Origin of the sequence: Pseudoalteromonas sp. SG44-17 (assembly GCF_014164235.1) — a bacterium.
Taxonomy (GTDB): domain Bacteria; phylum Pseudomonadota; class Gammaproteobacteria; order Enterobacterales; family Alteromonadaceae; genus Pseudoalteromonas; species Pseudoalteromonas rhizosphaerae.
The window spans coordinates 43061-60006 of record NZ_JACJEV010000001.1 but is presented as its reverse complement, the minus strand read 5'-3'; the positions used below and the strand labels follow the sequence as shown (position 1 = coordinate 60006).

Annotated in this window: 20 protein-coding genes and 2 pseudogenes; 19 read left to right on the top strand and 3 right to left on the bottom strand. The window is 38.9% G+C overall.

From position 1 onward, the window contains the following. Window positions 1-280: 280 nt before the first annotated feature. Complete coding sequence (locus H5182_RS00315) at window positions 281-715, top strand: AAA family ATPase (RefSeq protein ID WP_145233300.1); 435 nt, start codon at window positions 281-283, stop codon at window positions 713-715. Between the two features lie 54 nt (window positions 716-769). Here H5182_RS00315 and bioA read toward each other — a convergent pair whose 3' ends face one another. Beyond that, window positions 770-2059, bottom strand: coding sequence for an adenosylmethionine--8-amino-7-oxononanoate transaminase (gene bioA / locus H5182_RS00310; RefSeq protein ID WP_182759296.1), 1290 nt, complete (start codon window positions 2057-2059; stop codon window positions 770-772). 95 nt (window positions 2060-2154) lie between these two features. On the opposite strand from bioA, the gene bioB reads away from it, so the two are divergent. The 5 genes from bioB to htpX all read left to right on the top strand — a co-directional run bounded on the left by bioB (window position 2155) and on the right by htpX (window position 6925). Further along, window positions 2155-3195, top strand: coding sequence for a biotin synthase BioB (gene bioB / locus H5182_RS00305; protein WP_182759295.1), 1041 nt, complete (start codon window positions 2155-2157; stop codon window positions 3193-3195). Between the two features lie 55 nt (window positions 3196-3250). Next, entirely contained in the window at window positions 3251-4405 is a 1155-nt protein-coding gene (locus tag H5182_RS00300; RefSeq protein ID WP_182759294.1) for an 8-amino-7-oxononanoate synthase, read from the top strand. Next, complete coding sequence (locus H5182_RS00295) at window positions 4402-5220, top strand: methyltransferase domain-containing protein (protein WP_182759293.1); 819 nt, start codon at window positions 4402-4404, stop codon at window positions 5218-5220. Before H5182_RS00300 ends, H5182_RS00295 begins: the two co-directional genes overlap by 4 nt. A gap of 18 nt (window positions 5221-5238) precedes the next feature. Then, on the top strand, window positions 5239-5922 hold the full coding sequence (bioD, locus tag H5182_RS00290; protein ID WP_182759292.1) for a dethiobiotin synthase: 684 nt from the start codon (window positions 5239-5241) through the stop codon (window positions 5920-5922). A 139-nt stretch (window positions 5923-6061) separates the two neighbouring features. Continuing rightward, the gene (gene htpX, locus H5182_RS00285) at window positions 6062-6925 is read left to right on the top strand and encodes a protease HtpX (RefSeq protein WP_064666216.1); all 864 of its coding nucleotides are present in this window, start codon (window positions 6062-6064) and stop codon (window positions 6923-6925) included. Window positions 6926-6998: 73 nt separating this feature from the next. Here htpX and gloA read toward each other — a convergent pair whose 3' ends face one another. Next, entirely contained in the window at window positions 6999-7526 is a 528-nt protein-coding gene (gene gloA, locus H5182_RS00280) for a lactoylglutathione lyase (RefSeq protein ID WP_182759291.1), read from the bottom strand. 375 nt (window positions 7527-7901) lie between these two features. Here gloA and H5182_RS00275 point away from each other — a divergent pair, with 375 nt between their 5' ends. The 11 genes and pseudogenes from H5182_RS00275 (at window position 7902) to H5182_RS00225 (ending at window position 13630) form a co-directional block, all read left to right on the top strand. Then, the gene (locus H5182_RS00275) at window positions 7902-8486 is read left to right on the top strand and encodes a hypothetical protein (RefSeq protein ID WP_182759290.1); all 585 of its coding nucleotides are present in this window, start codon (window positions 7902-7904) and stop codon (window positions 8484-8486) included. A gap of 275 nt (window positions 8487-8761) precedes the next feature. Continuing rightward, the gene (locus H5182_RS00270) at window positions 8762-9079 is read left to right on the top strand and encodes a ribonuclease E inhibitor RraB (protein WP_182759289.1); all 318 of its coding nucleotides are present in this window, start codon (window positions 8762-8764) and stop codon (window positions 9077-9079) included. Between the two features lie 90 nt (window positions 9080-9169). Next, on the top strand, window positions 9170-9622 hold the full coding sequence (locus tag H5182_RS00265; protein ID WP_182759288.1) for a hypothetical protein: 453 nt from the start codon (window positions 9170-9172) through the stop codon (window positions 9620-9622). Window positions 9623-9706: 84 nt separating this feature from the next. Next, complete coding sequence (locus H5182_RS00260; protein WP_182759287.1) at window positions 9707-10366, top strand: hypothetical protein; 660 nt, start codon at window positions 9707-9709, stop codon at window positions 10364-10366. Window positions 10367-10481: 115 nt separating this feature from the next. Continuing rightward, a complete protein-coding gene (locus H5182_RS00255; protein WP_182732087.1) occupies window positions 10482-10952 on the top strand; it encodes a DUF4304 domain-containing protein in 471 nt (156 codons plus the stop codon). Between the two features lie 110 nt (window positions 10953-11062). Continuing rightward, a complete protein-coding gene (locus tag H5182_RS00250) occupies window positions 11063-11344 on the top strand; it encodes a hypothetical protein (protein ID WP_145233317.1) in 282 nt (93 codons plus the stop codon). A gap of 123 nt (window positions 11345-11467) precedes the next feature. Beyond that, on the top strand, window positions 11468-11773 hold the full coding sequence (locus H5182_RS00245) for a hypothetical protein (RefSeq protein WP_182732086.1): 306 nt from the start codon (window positions 11468-11470) through the stop codon (window positions 11771-11773). Between the two features lie 115 nt (window positions 11774-11888). Continuing rightward, complete coding sequence (locus H5182_RS00240) at window positions 11889-12176, top strand: hypothetical protein (protein WP_182759286.1); 288 nt, start codon at window positions 11889-11891, stop codon at window positions 12174-12176. 72 nt (window positions 12177-12248) lie between these two features. Then, entirely contained in the window at window positions 12249-12482 is a 234-nt protein-coding gene (locus H5182_RS00235; protein WP_182759285.1) for a hypothetical protein, read from the top strand. Between the two features lie 109 nt (window positions 12483-12591). Then, window positions 12592-13167 (top strand): annotated as a pseudogene (locus H5182_RS00230) (cold shock domain-containing protein); the annotation flags it as partial. A gap of 154 nt (window positions 13168-13321) precedes the next feature. Further along, window positions 13322-13630, top strand: a complete 309-nt coding sequence (locus H5182_RS00225; RefSeq protein ID WP_182759284.1) for a DUF6419 family natural product biosynthesis protein — start codon at window positions 13322-13324, stop codon at window positions 13628-13630. Between the two features lie 258 nt (window positions 13631-13888). On the opposite strand, the gene bktB is transcribed toward H5182_RS00225, so the two are convergent. Beyond that, complete coding sequence (bktB, locus tag H5182_RS00220; protein ID WP_182759283.1) at window positions 13889-15082, bottom strand: beta-ketothiolase BktB; 1194 nt, start codon at window positions 15080-15082, stop codon at window positions 13889-13891. 322 nt (window positions 15083-15404) lie between these two features. Here bktB and H5182_RS00215 point away from each other — a divergent pair. Both H5182_RS00215 and H5182_RS00210 read left to right on the top strand, forming a co-directional pair. Next, window positions 15405-15617 (top strand): annotated as a pseudogene (locus tag H5182_RS00215) (hypothetical protein); the annotation flags it as partial. Window positions 15618-15916: 299 nt separating this feature from the next. Then, on the top strand, window positions 15917-16327 hold the full coding sequence (locus H5182_RS00210) for a hypothetical protein (RefSeq protein ID WP_145233331.1): 411 nt from the start codon (window positions 15917-15919) through the stop codon (window positions 16325-16327). Window positions 16328-16946: the final 619 nt, after the last annotated feature.

The following is a 16946-nucleotide window of genomic DNA, read 5'->3' as shown; positions in this document are numbered from 1 at the left end:
CCAATGATATAAGTTGCCTACATTAATATGTGCGCTATTGCACTTGAACGGTGTATCTTACCTTTGAATGTAAAATAAAAAAACATTCAAAAGTAACTCTTTGCTTATTCTTTTGCATTTTTGTGGTTTTTTGTCGTTTAAAACCTAGAACTTTAATTTTTTGTGATAAGAAACAACTTAGATCAAAATTTAAAGGCGATTTTCACTGCGATAAAAACGGGTTTTGTGGCATTATATGCAATTACGATATTTAAACTAACTTGCTAAACATATAGGTATTATGAAACAAGTCTTTATTTTACGTGGTTTACCAGGGTGTGGTAAGTCTTATTATGCGCAAAACCTAGCCGATGAAATGGTAGCGGGCGATCAAAGCCAATACTTAATCTGTTCGACCGATGATTATTTTTATAATGAGCAAGGGGAGTATCAGTTTGATAAGTTCAAACTGTCGCAATACCACAATTTAAATTTAGCTCGTTTTATAAATGCGTTAGCGCAAGAAATCCCACTTATTATTGTTGATAATACTAACATCAAGAAATGGGAATTTATTGCTTATAGCCAAGCCGCTGTTGCACTAGGCTACCAAGTTAAAGAAGTGATTGTGGGTGAAGTAAAAGACAAATCAATGCAACACCTGTACGCCAAACGTAATAGCCATAACATTCCACTGAAAATGATCAGCAAAATGGCTTATATGTTTGAGTGGTAATAATTACCCAAATTACGATTAGGTTGGGTAATTATTTGGGGTCTTGATGATATGCTAATAATGTTTTCCGGCAATTGCGGCGTAAATGGCGTTAGCTAATGTGGTGATATCGCCTGAACAACTAATATACGGTGGCATTAAATAGATAAGCTTACCAAAAGGGCGGATCCATACATTTTTACTAACAAAGAAAGCTTGTATCTTTGCTACATCGATAACAGTATCGAGTTCAACCACACCAATTGCTCCTAACGTTCTTACATCAACAACATGCTCAAGATCATTACAACGGTGTAATGCTTGCAGCGCATCGTTTAGGTGGGCTATTTGTGCTTGCCAGTCTTGCTCAAGTAATAAATCAATACTCGCACAAGCCACTGCGCAGGCCAATGGATTGCCCATAAATGTTGGGCCATGCATTAATACCCCAGCTTCACCTTCGCTGATACCAATGGCAATTTTATCTGTGGTTAATGTTGCAGATAACGTCATCATGCCACCTGTGAGTGCTTTACCTATGCATAAAATATCTGGCTCAATATCAGCATGTTCTACGGCAAATAGCTTACCTGTGCGGCCAAACCCTGTGGCTATTTCATCACAAATTAATAATACACCGTAACGATCGCATAGTTCACGCACGGTTCTTAAATACTCAGGATGATAGAAGTTCATTCCCCCTGCATTTTGTACAATTGGCTCGATGATAAAAGCTGCAACATGCTGATGATGTTCTTCGAAATACTGTGCAAGGTGGTGTGCTTCTTGTTTATCGAACTGTTGTCCAAACTGAGTCTTTGGTGCAGGCACAAATACATGCTCAGGTAAAAAGCCTTGGTATAAAGAGTGCATTGAATTAATAGGATCACATACGCTCATCGCAGCGAAGGTATCGCCATGATAGCCTTTATAAGGCGTCATCAGTTTTTGTTTGCTGGTTACTCCTTGACTAAGCCAATATTGCAAAGCCATTTTTATCGCCACTTCAACACTTACCGAGCCGCTGTCGGCTAAAAATACTTTTTGCAACTTACTCGGGGTTATTGCAACCAGCTTTTTACAGAGCTCTACTGCTGGCTGGTGGGTTATGCCACCAAACATTACATGGCTCATTTTATCTACTTGCTGAATCACTGCATTTTTCAATACCGGATGACCATAACCATGAATAGCACTCCACCAAGAGGCCATACCATCTATTAGCACTTCGCCGGTGGCAAGGAAAATTCGATTATCGCGAGTGTGGCTAACAGGGTATACAGGCAACGGCTGGATCATAGATGTGTATGGATGCCAAATATGTTGACGATCAAAATTAAGGTCAATCGATTGTTTTTCGCTCATTCGTAAACTCAATTCTATTTAGGTTCGTTGACAATGGTACGGCAATACGTATTCTAAGCCAATAACACCAAGAGCAAAAAATAAAAGAGAGTATTATGGAGCTTGCAGCTGTTCGCCACGATTGGACACATCAGGAAGTAAAAGCCTTATTTGAAATGCCATTTAACGATTTATTGTTTAAAGCCGCCTCTGTGCATCGCGCTAATTTTAATCCAAACGAAGTACAAATTTCTACGTTGTTATCTATTAAAACTGGTGCCTGCCCAGAAGACTGTAAATATTGCCCGCAATCGGGTCATTACAAAACTGATTTAGAACGCGAGCGCCTAATAGAAGTAGAAAAAGTGGTAGAGCAAGCGCGGTTAGCAAAACAAAAAGGCGCCACCCGTTTTTGTATGGGGGCTGCATGGTCAGATCCAAAAGACAGAGACATGCCATACATTTCGCAAATGGTAAAAGAAGTAAAAGCCCTTGGCCTTGAAACCTGTATGACTTTAGGTATGTTAAATAACGAAAAAGCCCATGAACTGCGCAGTGCAGGGCTTGATTACTATAACCACAACCTCGACACCTCACCTGAATACTATGAGCAAATTATATCAACTCGGACATTCCAAGATCGTTTAGACACCATTGGTAATGTGCGAGACGCTGGTATGAAAGTCTGCTCCGGCGGTATTGTGGGGATGGGGGAGCAAGCAAGCGATCGTTATGGCTTATTAATGCAGTTAGCTAATTTACCCCAGCAGCCAGAAAGCGTGCCAATTAATATGCTAGTAAAGGTAAAAGGGACACCGCTTGAAAATGTTGATGACTTAGATCAGTTTGAGTTTATTCGTACCATTGCCACAGCACGTATTATGATGCCGCATAGTTACGTACGTTTATCAGCAGGGCGCACTGCAATGAACGAGCAAATGCAGTCAATGTGCTTTTTTGCAGGCGCAAACTCTATATTTTATGGTGATAAACTTCTTACTACCGAAAACCCAGAAGCCGATGCCGACATGCAATTAATTAAAAAGCTCGGGATGAACCCAGAAACACGCCACGATTATTCAGATGAAGCCGTTGCTGCGTCTTTGTCATCGCAAGTGGCAGATAAAGCAACCTCTGAGATGTTTTACGAAGCGTAAAGCGCTTAGTACTATGGTAATGGTTTAAAGTATCGCGTTGCAGGTTAAAGCATTTATGTCATTTGAATTTATAAACACCCATTTAGATGAACGCAAAGCACAACAGCTATTGCGTAAACGCTATGTAGTGCAAAGCGCAACGGCGCGCACTATTACGGTTAATGATAAAACCTACCTTAACTTTGCGAGTAACGATTACTTAGGGTTTGGCGATTCGCCGGTTGAGTTAACCAGTGCGCCATTGCTAGGTAGCCACAGTTCAGCATTGGTGACAGGTTATCAACAACCACAGCAAGCGCTTGAGCAAGCTTTATGTAGTGCTTTGGGTTATGAGGCTGGCATGTTGTTTAATTCGGGCTTTAGCGCAAATAGCAGTGTTATTAAAGCCTTGTTTCAAGATAAAGCGACAGCGCAACACAGTGCGATTTTTCAAGATAAACTCAATCATGCCAGTTTAATTGATGGCGCATTACACGCTAACGCCGCGTTAGTACGCTTTAACCATAACGATATAAACCATTTACGCTCACGGCTAGAAAAATCAAAAGCGCGCAATAAGCTCATCGTGTCTGAAGGTGTGTTCTCAATGGATGGTGATACCGCGCCAATTAAAGCGCTATTTACATTAGCAAAGCAGCATAACGCCTGGTTAATGATAGACGACGCCCATGGTTTTGGTGTTTTAGGAAAATCGGGGCTTGGCAGTTGTGAAGCCTTAATTGCAGCCGACACCTTGCCCGATATTTTAGTGATCACCTTTGGTAAAGCGGTTGCGAGTAGTGGGGCGTGCGTATTAGGTTCGCAGCATTTTATAGATTACATGCTGCAGTTTAATCGTGATTATACCTACTCAACCGCTATGTCACCGTTTATTGCCGCTCATACTTTGGCACGTATTAAAAGCATAAGAGACGCCAACGACAGGCGAGCCAAATTAAATGCTAATATTGCGCTGTTTAAACGCCTAGCTAAAGAGCAGCACATTGCGTTAATGGAATCAAACACCGCGATTCAACCGATTGTTTTAGGCTGCGCTGAGCAAACGTTAAAAGCCAGTGAGCAACTAAAGCAGCAGGGCATTTGGCTAACGGCTATTCGCCCGCCAACTGTTTTACACAATACCTCGCGTTTGCGTATTACCTTAAGTGCAGCCCACACCCATGACGATATAAAACAACTCGTTGGTAGTTTACAAAAGGTCATTTCATGATAAGCCCGCAGGCAATTAAAACTAAGCCACTTAGCCCCACTACAGTGTATTTAGCTACTCAGGCTTTAAAAAAAACCACAGCACATAACTTTTCAAAAGCAGCAAACAGTTACAGCCTGCATGCTAATGTGCAAAAACAAGCGGCGAATGATTTATTTAAACTCATTAGTGCAAACCCTAAAAAGCTCTGTGTTGACCTAGGCGCAGGGCCGCTTGTTAATACTCAGGCTTTAAGGGCATTATTTGGCCAAGTTGTTGCCATAGATTTAAGTTTTAACATGCTAAAAAGCAGTGCCTTAAACACCCCTAAACTGTGCGCCGATATGGATAACTTACCGCTGCAAGCTAATAGTATTGATGTGCTATTTAGTAATTTTGCGCTGCAGTGGTCTGCTAATTTTGAAATCTTAATGCACTCGCTTTACCAAGCATTAAAACCAGGCGGGCAAGCCTATATTAGTACGGTTGTTGCAGGGTCATTAAACGAGATAAAAACCGCCTTTGCTGCGCTTGATTCACACAATCATATTAATCAGTTTGCAAGCCATAATAATATAAACCAATCGGTCGAAAAGGCCGGGTTTAAGATCATCGCCTCAAAAAAAGTCATCTATACCGATCAACACAGCAGTGCATTAGCGGCTATAAAATCGATTAAAGCCATTGGTGCCACCACACAAAATCATGCAACAAGTCGTCGTGGTTTATTAACTAAATCAGCACTAAAAAAAGTATGTGATGCCTATCCGATTATAAACAATAAAGCCCATGTATCTTACCATGTAGTATTGTTATCATTAGAAAAAGCCCAGTAAAAATAATAAGGCCATGCCATGAACCAGTTTTTTATTACCGGTACCGATACCGACGCCGGTAAAACTCATGTAACCAGTTTACTGTTAAAGTTACTCGCACAACATAAAAAGCGCGCAATAGGCTTTAAGCCGATTGCCTCTGGGTGTGAAATGGCGTTTGAGCAGCTCGTAAACGCCGATGCGCTAATGCTAATGGAAAGTGCCACAGTCAGTGCTAAATACGACATAATTAACCCATTTGCATTTGCGCCGGCAATAGCTCCCCACATAGCTGCAGAGCAAGCGGGTATAAACATAACAGTAGAAAAGCTAAGCACGGCTTATCAACATGTTAAGCAACAAGGCGCCGATTATCTGTTAACAGAAGGTGCAGGCGGCTGGGCATTACCAATTAATAATAACGAGTATTTATACGACTGGGTAAAAGCAGAGCAACTGCCAGTAATATTAGTGGTAGGGATGAAACTAGGCTGTATAAATCATGCATTACTCACTGCTGCACACATGCAAAGCTTAGGGATTAATTGTGTAGGGTGGATTGCAAACCAAGTTGATGCCACTATGGATGAATACCAAGCAAACCTAGATTCACTGAAAACACGTTTACCATTTCCACTGCTTGCCATTAGCCCATACACAGAGCAAACCCCTAAATTACAAATTTATAAAACCCTGCTTGAAAAATTATCGATAAATCCATAAATAACCCTTGTGTTGTGACATAGTTTGTCACAGAATAGCGCTGACGTTATGACATAGTGTGTCATAACGCAGTGATTGCTCAAAGCCGATCAAACATAGTAAATCGCTCAGCAATAAATGTTATTTTTGGAGAACTCGTATGAAACGTGTATTTTTGTTTTTATTAACTAACCTCGCGGTTATGTTGGTATTAGGTGTGGTGCTTTCAATAATAATGAGTGCGCTGGGCTTAAGCCATCGTAGCCTTGGCGGAATTTTACTAATTGCGACTGTATTTGGTTTTGGTGGATCGTTTATTTCGTTATTTATGTCGAAATGGATCGCAAAAAAATCAACCGGTGCGCAAGTGATCACCCAACCTCGTACCGAAACCGAACAATGGCTGGTAAACACTGTGGCTGCTCAAGCTAAAAAAGCCGGCATTAACATGCCAGAAGTGGCGATTTACGACAGCCCAGAAATGAACGCCTTTGCAACCGGCCCAAGTAAAAATAATTCGTTGGTGGCGGTAAGTACGGGTTTATTACATAACATGAGCCAAGATCAAGCAGAAGCCGTACTGGCGCACGAAGTATCGCATGTTGCTAATGGCGACATGGTAACGCTAACGCTTATTCAAGGTGTGGTTAATACTTTTGTTATTTTTGCCGCGAAAGTGCTGGCTGGCATTGTAGATAACTTTATCAATAGCGATGAAGAAGAGGGCGGCAGCAGCTGGACTTACTTCTTATTCGATATGTTATTCCAAGTATTATTTGGTGTATTGGCAAGCATAGTGGTTGCCCATTACAGCCGAAAACGTGAATTTGCAGCCGATAACGGCGCAGCTCAGTTGGTAGGCGCAGATAAAATGCGTTCAGCCCTTGAGCGATTAAAGCAAAACCACCCATCGCAATTAGAAGGCTCAATGATGGCCTTTGGTATTGCCAGTGGTAAAGGCATGGCTGAGTTGTTTTCATCTCACCCACCGCTTGACGCACGAATAGACGCACTACGTCGTTAAAAAAATTCAAGTTTTTCACAGTACTTGTAAACAAAAAGCCTGCATTTGCAGGCTTTTTTATTTTTAATGGTTTTTATTGCGATTGAATAATCTCAGTAATGCCCTCCGGCGAGAGTATTTCAATCCAGTAACCGTCTGGGTCTTTAATAAAGGCAAGGCCTTTCATTGAGCCGCCATCTGGCTGTTTTACAAATTCCACATCGTACTTAGCAAAGCGCTCGCACGCTGCATATACATCAGGCACACTAATACCAATATGGCCAAAGCCTTTTGGTTCTTCATTACCACTATGATAACCGCTAAAGCTGTCGTCGTTTTCAGTGCCCCAGTTATGGGTAAGCTCAATCAGCGCAGGGCGGCGAAACACCCACTGTGTTTTTTGTTTATCATCGCCTTTTGGCATGTCTTGCTCGTAGCCTAAAAAGTACAAAGTAAACTCCATACCAGGAAAGTCATACTTTCCTAATAGTTTCATGCCCAATACGTTTTCATAAAATGCCAGCGACGGTTTTGGATCTTTAATACGCAACATAGTTTGCTGCATCACATAGCCTTCAGTGGCCTGTGCAATTTGCTCTGGAGATTCATTATAGCTAGACATGAGATAATCCTTAATAAAATGACTGAAAAAACCTTAATGGATTTAAAAAGGCAGGGTGTGCGCTCATCATAATCAACAGCAGCAAAAATTAAAACCACCGAGCTAAATTACCAGCCAGTGAGCTGAATGTTTTATAAGCAAAAAAATGGCATATTTAGCGATACTGTTTATTTGTACAGTGTTTTTTTGTCCCATAACATTATTAAAAGTCTTTTTGGTCTATTTTAACAATAGTCATTTTATAGCCTACGTAATTACTTGTTTACATTGAAGTTGTTTAGTGGAATTATTAAGCAATGTAATATACGCCGTTTTGGGGTGTTATAAACCCCCAAAGTGGTGTTCAATAAGCTGTTAAGTTGCTATGGAGAGCTCGTGCAAAAAATTAAAAAAGTATTTCAATTAATCATTGGTTTTATTTTAATAGCTCTATTAATTTGGGGAGCTTATTTATTATTTAAAGCGGTGGGGGCGATATTTAGTAGTGTGGATCCTAAATTAGCCGCAGGAATGATTGCAGGTTCTGCTACTATTTTTGTTTCAGTTATCACTGTTTTATTTTCGAAAAAGCAAGAGCATAAAGTAGATATACAAAACCAACTAAGAGAGAAAAAAATACCAATTTATGAAAATATAATTGAATTTATTTTCTTAATAACTTTTGCTGAAAAATTAGGTAAAGAACAACCCTCGGAGCAAGAAATGATTAAATTTTTTGCGGATACGACACGAGACCTAGTTATCTGGGGTTCCAAAGACATTGTTAAGGAGTTTGGTAATTTCAGAGATACATTAACAAATTTAGCTGACACTTCAGATACAACGGTAATGTTAGCGTGCGTAGAAGATTTGTTTATTGCCATTCGTAAAGATTTGGGTCATAACGTTAGCGGTATTAAACGAGGCGAAATATTGCGTCTATATATCAATGACACAGAGATGTATTTTCCAGCAACTTAACAAGAACATCAAACGGAAAAATTACAGTTGGCTATAATTTTCCGCTTATGTAAGCGTTAGTTTTATCCATTGGAACTCATATGCAATATCTCGCGATTTAGCCCTTGCCATTCGCTAGTAGTTATCGTTTAATAACAGTATGTTATTTAAACGGTGATCTTCCTACAGAGGACTTTCACCTCATAAGTCAATGCCCATGCCGGGCGTACACAAGTCAATTCAGCAGACTGCTGACGCAGCAGCTGATTGAAGCGTTATATGCCAAGGAGCATTGGTTGAATTTTCCAAATGATGTTGACGGTGATGTTCTGCGGCGGCTAGACGATTCTGGTTTTGATTTCTCAAAAACTTGGGAAATTGATTTCAATGTTGATTTTAATAGTTGGCCGCCTTCGCAAGAAGCATTAAATATTCTGGAAAAAGAGTACGGTGCTATTGAGGTTTTTGAGCCTGAAGAAGAAAGTAATGGGTATGTGCTTTTTAATATCAAATCAATCGTATCCTATGATCTGATAATGGATACGCAGCGAAAGGCTTCATCTTTGGTTTCTACTTTTGGTGGGGTATGTGAATCATGGGGTGTTTTGCACTAATGTCATATAACAAGCCAAGTCAGCGGGAATTTTACTCGCTGAAAAACACTCATAAAATCGCCTGCTTGGGGCGTTATATTGCAGGGAAGTATGATTAGACTTTTGGCCCTATTATTTTTGATTCTACCGTGGTGCTCAGTTGCTACTACGGATATGGTATTTATTTCCGAGAAAATAATTACGCCTGAGCAAGCGAGTGAATTCGGTATTCACAGGCTAACCGCTGGCAATGACCCTAGCTGGAATGTATTAATTTATCCTTCTAAAAACGCTAATAATGAGCCAGTCACAGAAGCATCAATGACATTTACTATTAAAGGTAAAGAAGTAGCATTGGTACTTTCTAAAATCAGTAATTTTGAACAGACAGGTTTCAAACGTTCAGATATCGTTTTAGATATCAATTCTGGTGTTGCCGTAAGTTTCGCAGTTACATATGGCTCTCAACGCTTGGTACTAAATAATATTACCAACTTAAAATCAAGAGATTATGAAACGTTTGCAATGCAATTTAACAAACGCCTTAACTCCGACAATGATTAGTTGTCATGGTTTTGGCAAACAACGCAAAAAGCCATGCCAACACATTGCGTGTTAGGCGGGCGTTAGCTATTTCAAGGAAGTTTAGTGCCAGAATCTAATTACTCTCAGTCAGAATACGAAAAGGATTTTTATGTTGACAAAAAACATGAAAAAGCCCTTGAGCACGCACTGGATATTCGTAAGTTTGAAATAGAGCTTTACTGGAAAAGAGCCACTTATTTTTGGACTTTTATTGGTGCTATTTTTGCTGGTTTTATTGCTATTCAAGCTTCATCTGTTGATGAAAAGCAGGATCTTTCTGTTATTTTGTCATGTCTAGGTGTAGTGTTCTCTTTTGCTTGGGTATGTGTAAATAGAGGGAGTAAACAATGGCAAGAAAACTGGGAAAAGCATGTGGACATGCTAGAAGATAAAGTTACAGGCCCTCTATATAAAGTTGTTTTAAGACGTAATGCACCTAAAGGAATCAAAGAAAATTCGATTCATTTAATTACCGGTCCATCCCCAATATCAGTGTCTAAAATCAATTTGTTAATTAGTCTTTATGTAACAGTATTATGGTGTTTTCTATTATTTAATTCTTTACCTGAATTCAGTTGTTCTGCACCTATTCACTGGCTGTATACTTCATTAATTGGGTTAAGTTTAGTCACATGTATTTCATTTATAACGCTAGCTAGAACTTATGGCGGAGGATTTTGGCATAAAGCAACAATTCGCACTACCGAGATAAAAAATAGCTAACAAGCTGTTAAACAAGGACAAAAAACAGTTGTTTTTTGCTCCTGCGTCGCTCATTCTAACCAACTATTATTTGCCCGTTATTAGGGCGTTATATGTATTTTTGAGGTTGTACTATATGTCGTCGATTATAAGTAAAAAACTTCAAGAAGCATTAAAAGCTCAATTCAAAGCTTTTGGATTTAAAAAGAAAGGGGCTTCTTGGGCTTGTGCTGAGGGTGAATTAGCAAAGTGGTTCAACATCCAATGTTCTCGGAACAGCGGTTGTGTTTACTTTAATGTTGGTATCTATTTTCAAGCAACAAAAGAAGTAGACTACCCAAAAGAACTAGATTGCCATTTACGCTTTCGATTTGAGCAGCTGTTAAGTTCTGATGAAGAAATTAGAGATTTTTATAGGCTGTCTGATTTTGAGTCAGGCCTAAATACAGAAGCTAAAATTACAAGATTAACAAATCTTATAGCCTCTAAACTTATTCCATTTTTTAATCAGTATAATAGCGTTACTGATATTTTAAATTCTGACAAAATTAGGCCTCATATGTACTGGAATAACGGTAAAGAGATAGCAATTAAGCTTTGTGCTTAATACATATAACTACAAGGGCTTTAAATTTGACTCCAAAAGCGCTCATATTTTTTGCGGAGCAAAAACCAAAGCCAGCTTTTTACGCAATTTAAGCGGGCGTTATATGCAAAATGAATGAATCTAGCATTTATGCCAAATTAGAGTTTTTAAGAGATCAATTTATCAATGGTAAATTGATGCCTTGCGTTGACATTAAATTAGAAATAGATGGTCAAATATTTACCCAAAATGTTTGGCTAGAGCCACATGAATTAGGTAATGTGGTAGTCGTTATGTTGGCAACTAACAAGCTCTTTATTTCTAATAAATATTGTTTAGGTTTAATCCAAGCAAATGACGGGACAAATGAGCTTTTAAGTAATGAACAACTATGGGAAATTGGCATCCCGTAAATTGCATATAACTATAAGCCAATCAAGCGGGACTAAAAATAGTTTGCTCGGTTTCGCTTCGCTACACATTTTAGCCAACCATTTTTTGCCTGTTAATTAGGTGTTATGTTTACAAGGAAAGTTATGTATAAATTATCTATTTTAGTATTTTGTCTAGCTATGGTCGGATGTGCTTCAACTTCATCCTCATATGATGGGATTGAAGGTAGCTCGTTTGAAAATGCAGTTGTTTTTCCTAATGCTAAAAGTAGCTTTGATGGTATACCAATGGAGAATCAATGGCTGCAAGAGAAGTATCCAAACTTTAAAAAAGTAAGTCAATCTATGCTCTCCAACGGCAATGATGTATACGATGCTATAACCATTGAAACATCAAATGGCGAAACTAAAGTGGTCTATTTCAAAATGACTAGTTGGTTTGGTATGTAAACATAACAATCCAATAAAGTCGGGACTGCTAACAGTTTGCTCGGTTCCACTTCGTTTCACATTTTAGCAAGCTATTATCAGCCCCTTATTGGGGCTTTAGTGCTCAAGAGGTACGATGAATCATCTTTTTTCATTAGCTTTTATTGGAATTTATGGCGCTGCTATTATCCAACTAAGTTTTTTGGTATTTAGTGATGTTCTTGATGATGGTGTTTTAACTTATGTAGCGGTAGGTATAGGCTTGCTAGTGGCTCCATTGCTTCGACTTTATCAAAAGTGGAGGCATGATAAATCGGCTAATTTGATTATTGAATACAAGTCAGATTCAACACCATTCCATCAAGAGAACCAAATGGGGTCAAATCTTGACTTCAGACATCAAACTCATGTGGCAACCTTATAAGCTGCTTTTAAAATGCTGGTAGCTTATAAGCTAATTAATCTCTAAGTTAAATTTAAAATAAAAGGATTTTTTATGAAAGGTATTAAACGTATTTGGTTTTGGTTTACGCTAGTTGTGTGCCCATTGTTAATTATTTTAGGCGTGGCTACCTTTGCACAGTTATTAGGGGAGTACATGTATTCTGACCAATTTAGTTTCTCTTCGCTATCTAGCTTTCAAATTGCGTTTATAGGTGCTGGGATTTGTGCGTTTTCTGTATTTTTAAGCACATTAAAAGAAGCAAAAATACGCTTTTTTGCAAAATGAGTTAGTTAACATGGAAAATTGCTAAGTTTAACTCACTAAGGCTTGCTTGGTTTTAAGCCTCTTTTAAAACGGCTGTAAAATTAAAAATAATAAACTAGGCGACTCAAGGATGAACAAAGGATTATTAAAATCGTGGAATGACGATAAAGGCTTTGGCTTTATTAAATCAACTACACTGCAACACGATACCTTTATACACATTTCATCGCTCAAACATATGAGTCGTAAACCTAAAGTGGGCGACATTATCTATTTTGAGGTTGCAACCGAGGCTAACGGTAAAACCAAAGCTGTAAATTGCCGTATTGAGGGCGTATTAGCACAACCACAAATAAAAGCCTCTACAAGGCCGGTTAAAATAAGTAAAACGTCACGTAAAAACTCACCGTTAATGAAACTTATAACGCTCGCCATTATTTTTAGTATTGGTTTTAGTGCGTATAAAACCGGTTTTTTAAATACCAAGCAAACACCAGTAGTGACTAATGCTAACTTAGAGTCATTTATGCCCGCTAGTTCAAACTCAATTAATAAAACACCACCAACATTTCGTTGTGATGGCCGCCAACATTGTAGCCAAATGACCTCCTATGCAGAGGCGTTATTTTTTATTCAACATTGCCCAAATACTAAAATGGACGGTGATAGAGATGGCGAGCCCTGTGAACGGCAGTTTGGGAATAGGTATTTTTTCGATAAACCAAAAATCTGGTTGAAACCTGTTAGGTGGAATACGATTTTTGATAATACAGCTATAAATAGCTGGTGGAAAAAAGGCACGATAAGGTGCTTTAAGTTAAGCTATATTGGATTAACTGTTAAGCACCATGGAGGATGTTATGTTTAAAGTAATAATTGGTTGTGCTGTTATATTTTCGTTTGTTTGCATGTTACTCGCCGCAGCACCTTTTACGCCTGCAATATCAGGATCATTTATTATGCTGTTGTTTGCAGGAGCTATTGGTTACAAGGGCTACCTGCAATCAAGTTTAATACTGCTGTTAATTAATACGCTGGCGGTTATTGGTAGCCCAGCTACAGATATAGACAACACTGATGCATTACTGTTTTTACCAATATTATTTTTAATCTCATTTGGTGGTGTTTTATTAGGCGTAAGAAAGTTAACTTTAAAACACGTTTTGTAGACGAATTGCTTGCTGAGGTTTGAAGTAAAGCGTTTGTTATTAACCTATAAGGTGTAGCAGCGCTTTGCTCCCTTTGTGAAAAAAGCCTTTAAAGAGCTATTTGCACAAATAAAAATGAAAGAGGAGCAAACGAGAAGAAAAATAGCCTTTCACATTGTTTGTTTCCTCTAACAGCAAAGCGTCTCTTAGTTCTCCTTGTGAATAAAGCTCTTATGTTTAAACCTAATGTGGTATCAAATAGTTGTTACAAACTTAGAATCAAAGCGCTTCAAAAATGGCTGCAATGCCTTGCCCACCGCCAATACACATTGTGACTAGCCCATATTTGCCATTAATTCGTTTGAGTTCGTACAAGCATTTAGTTGATAAAATTGCGCCCGTTGCGCCAACAGGGTGGCCTAAGGCAATTGCACCGCCATTCGGGTTTACCTTATGCGCTGGGAAATTTAACTCGTTGGCAACGCACAGAGCTTGTACTGCAAAGGCTTCGTTAGACTCAATTACATCCATATCATCAATGGTTAAGCCTGTTTTTTCAAATACGTGTTTTACCGCAGGAATTGGGCCGGTGCCCATTAACGAGGGATCAACGCCCGCTCTGGCATAACCTATTAATCGACCAAGAGGTTTTAAGCCTTGCTCATTCGCTTTTTGCTCAGACATGAGTACCAACATGGCTGCGCCATCGTTTATACCTGATGAGTTTGCTGCGGTAACGGTTCCATCTTTTTTAAAGTAGGGCTTTAAGGTAGCGAGCTTCTCGGTTGTGGTATCGGCTCGCACGTGTTCGTCAGTATCAAAAATATGGCTGCCACTTTTTGATTTGATTTCAATAGGGAGTATTTGCTGTTTAAAATGGCCTGCAGCAATCGCTTTTGCTGCTTTGTGATGACTTTGAGCTGCGTAAGCGTCTTGCTGGTCGCGGCTAATAGTGTATTTATCTGCAATGTTTTCAGCGGTTATTCCCATTGGGTTATTATCCCATGGGTCTTGTAATGTGGAGGTGAGTTCATCTTGCATGATGCTATTGCCCATTTTTTGCCCCCAGCGATTACTTTCGAGGGTATAAGCTGAGTTACTCATGCTTTCAGCTCCGCCAGCAAGGGCTGCGTCTACATCACCTAATTGTATTTGTTGTACTGCTTGTATAATGGCTTCAAGACCAGAGCCACATAATCGGTTGAGAGTTACTGCGTGACTACTAATAGGTAACCCCGCATCTAGCCCAATGACTCTTGAAAGGTATGCGTCTTTAGGGCCGTTATGAATTACTTTACCGACTACAGTGGAGCCAACTTGGTTGGGTGATAGCTTGGCTCTGGCTAGTGCTTCTTTCGCACATAGAGTGCCTAGCTCGGCGGGCGTGAAATGTTTAAGGCTGCCACCAAAGCTGCCGATAGCGGTACGAACTGCGCTTAATATAACTACGCTATTGTTATTAAGTTTTGTCATTATTTTCTCTTCTTATTTTTAAACTTTATTCGCTTTGTTATAAATGAAGCTACTTAAGAACCAAAGGGATCTAAATTTTAGGTAATTCATCAAAACACAATTAAGCAATAAACAAAAGTAACAGCCGTATCCTGTTTGTTAATAAAGCCTATCAATTTATTTGAACATATAGATAAGTAATATGGCTTTTTCTAGATTTTAAAATAATTTATTTAGTTGGGCTCTCATTTTAACGATAACCCAATGTTTAATTTATAAATAATAAATAAGTAAGACACTCACCTTAATTTTTGCATTTTACAAAGCTAAATACTAAGTTTTAATTAGTGTGAAAAATAATCATGGTGCCGCTACAAAGTATTATCACTGTATTTCACGTTGTGTTCGCCGAGCATTTTTATGTGGTGAAGACTGCTTTACAGGAAAGTCTTATGAACATCGCAGAGGGGGGAAAGGCAAGTTACTTGCTTTAGTCGCAAAGACATTTTGTATTTATATATGTGCTAACGCCGTAATGAATAACCAGCAAAATGTAGCAACGTTAACAACAGCGAAAAACTACTGGCCAGTACTTATACCCAGCTAAAACGTCAAATATTGCCCCAAGGCAAGGGTTTGCATGTCAGTAATTTTGGATTTGTAGAATAAAAGCTTCCCAAGATAATTGTAAATGTAATTTTGAATGAGTTTTAGGCGGTAAATTGATTTGATCTGAACTTATTTGATGCTATTTTTAGGTGATTTTAAAATGGGGGTGTCATTTTTACTTGTTACACCGCTTCGCGGCATCAAAATTGTCGTAAAACTCAGCGTTAGTTCTCAAGGATGAAAATTTTGAAAATAATTGTAGTTTGCATTTTACTCGTATTGTTCGTGTTCTATTGGATTCGTCCACTGGCTAACCCTGACATTACAGAATATTATCCTCCAATCATATATTCTGATGAGACCTATTTTTCAATTACGATCCCTGTGGAAATTGATTTAAAGGATGATAAGCGATCATTCACAGAGTTGTTTAATGCCTACGGTTTTAGCGGCAATGGCCCATCTATAGAGCAAGTTGTGAGAGCAAATACACATTTTGCATCTGTTCAATTTGATAGCGAAGGTGATGCATTTGTTATGTATACGTCAAATGAAGAGCAGTATTTGTCGGTTTTAAATGAACTACGCTGTATGGAAGAAATTGCCTGTTTAAAAAAGTGGGTTAAAACCGCGCGATGGGTGTTGATTAAAGAGTGAGAGCAAATCGGATAGCCGGGGGTCTCTAACATCAAGCCCCAGACCGCTCATCATGCGCTTTTTATTAACAGCAAGTGCAATGGGCGGCTCATCTCCCCTCATGAATATTGATCCAAATATCTCTCAATGACACTAAACCTTGTGACGCTAAATAGTCATTGCCTAGCGCAATGTTAATGCCTTTTTTTTTGAGCTTTGACAAGAGCTTTCGCTTTCAAGCGCCTACTTTTGGTATTGGTGATACCACACTGTATGGATATGGCGAGTCGATCACTAACCTTCAACTTGATTAAACTGCGTATCTAATTAGTGCGTACTATTTTTATAAAAACACCACTGTCGCCTGTAACACATTATTACTAAACGGGGGATCTTGTGTTCTAAACCCACGGTTAGTCGATAAGCGTTGGAAGACTGCAAGTAAGTTACATCGACAGAATGAAGCTCAAAAAGACAGCTCAATAGGGCTATGACAGCTTTTTATTTAAGAAATGGTAAAAGGTTAGGCTGTATTGAGCCTGTTTGCTTGTAAGTAAACTGTGCAATATTACAGTTTAAAATGCATGAATAAATTGACCTTACACGGAAAAACGAAAGTAATGCTTTCATTGCATTATGC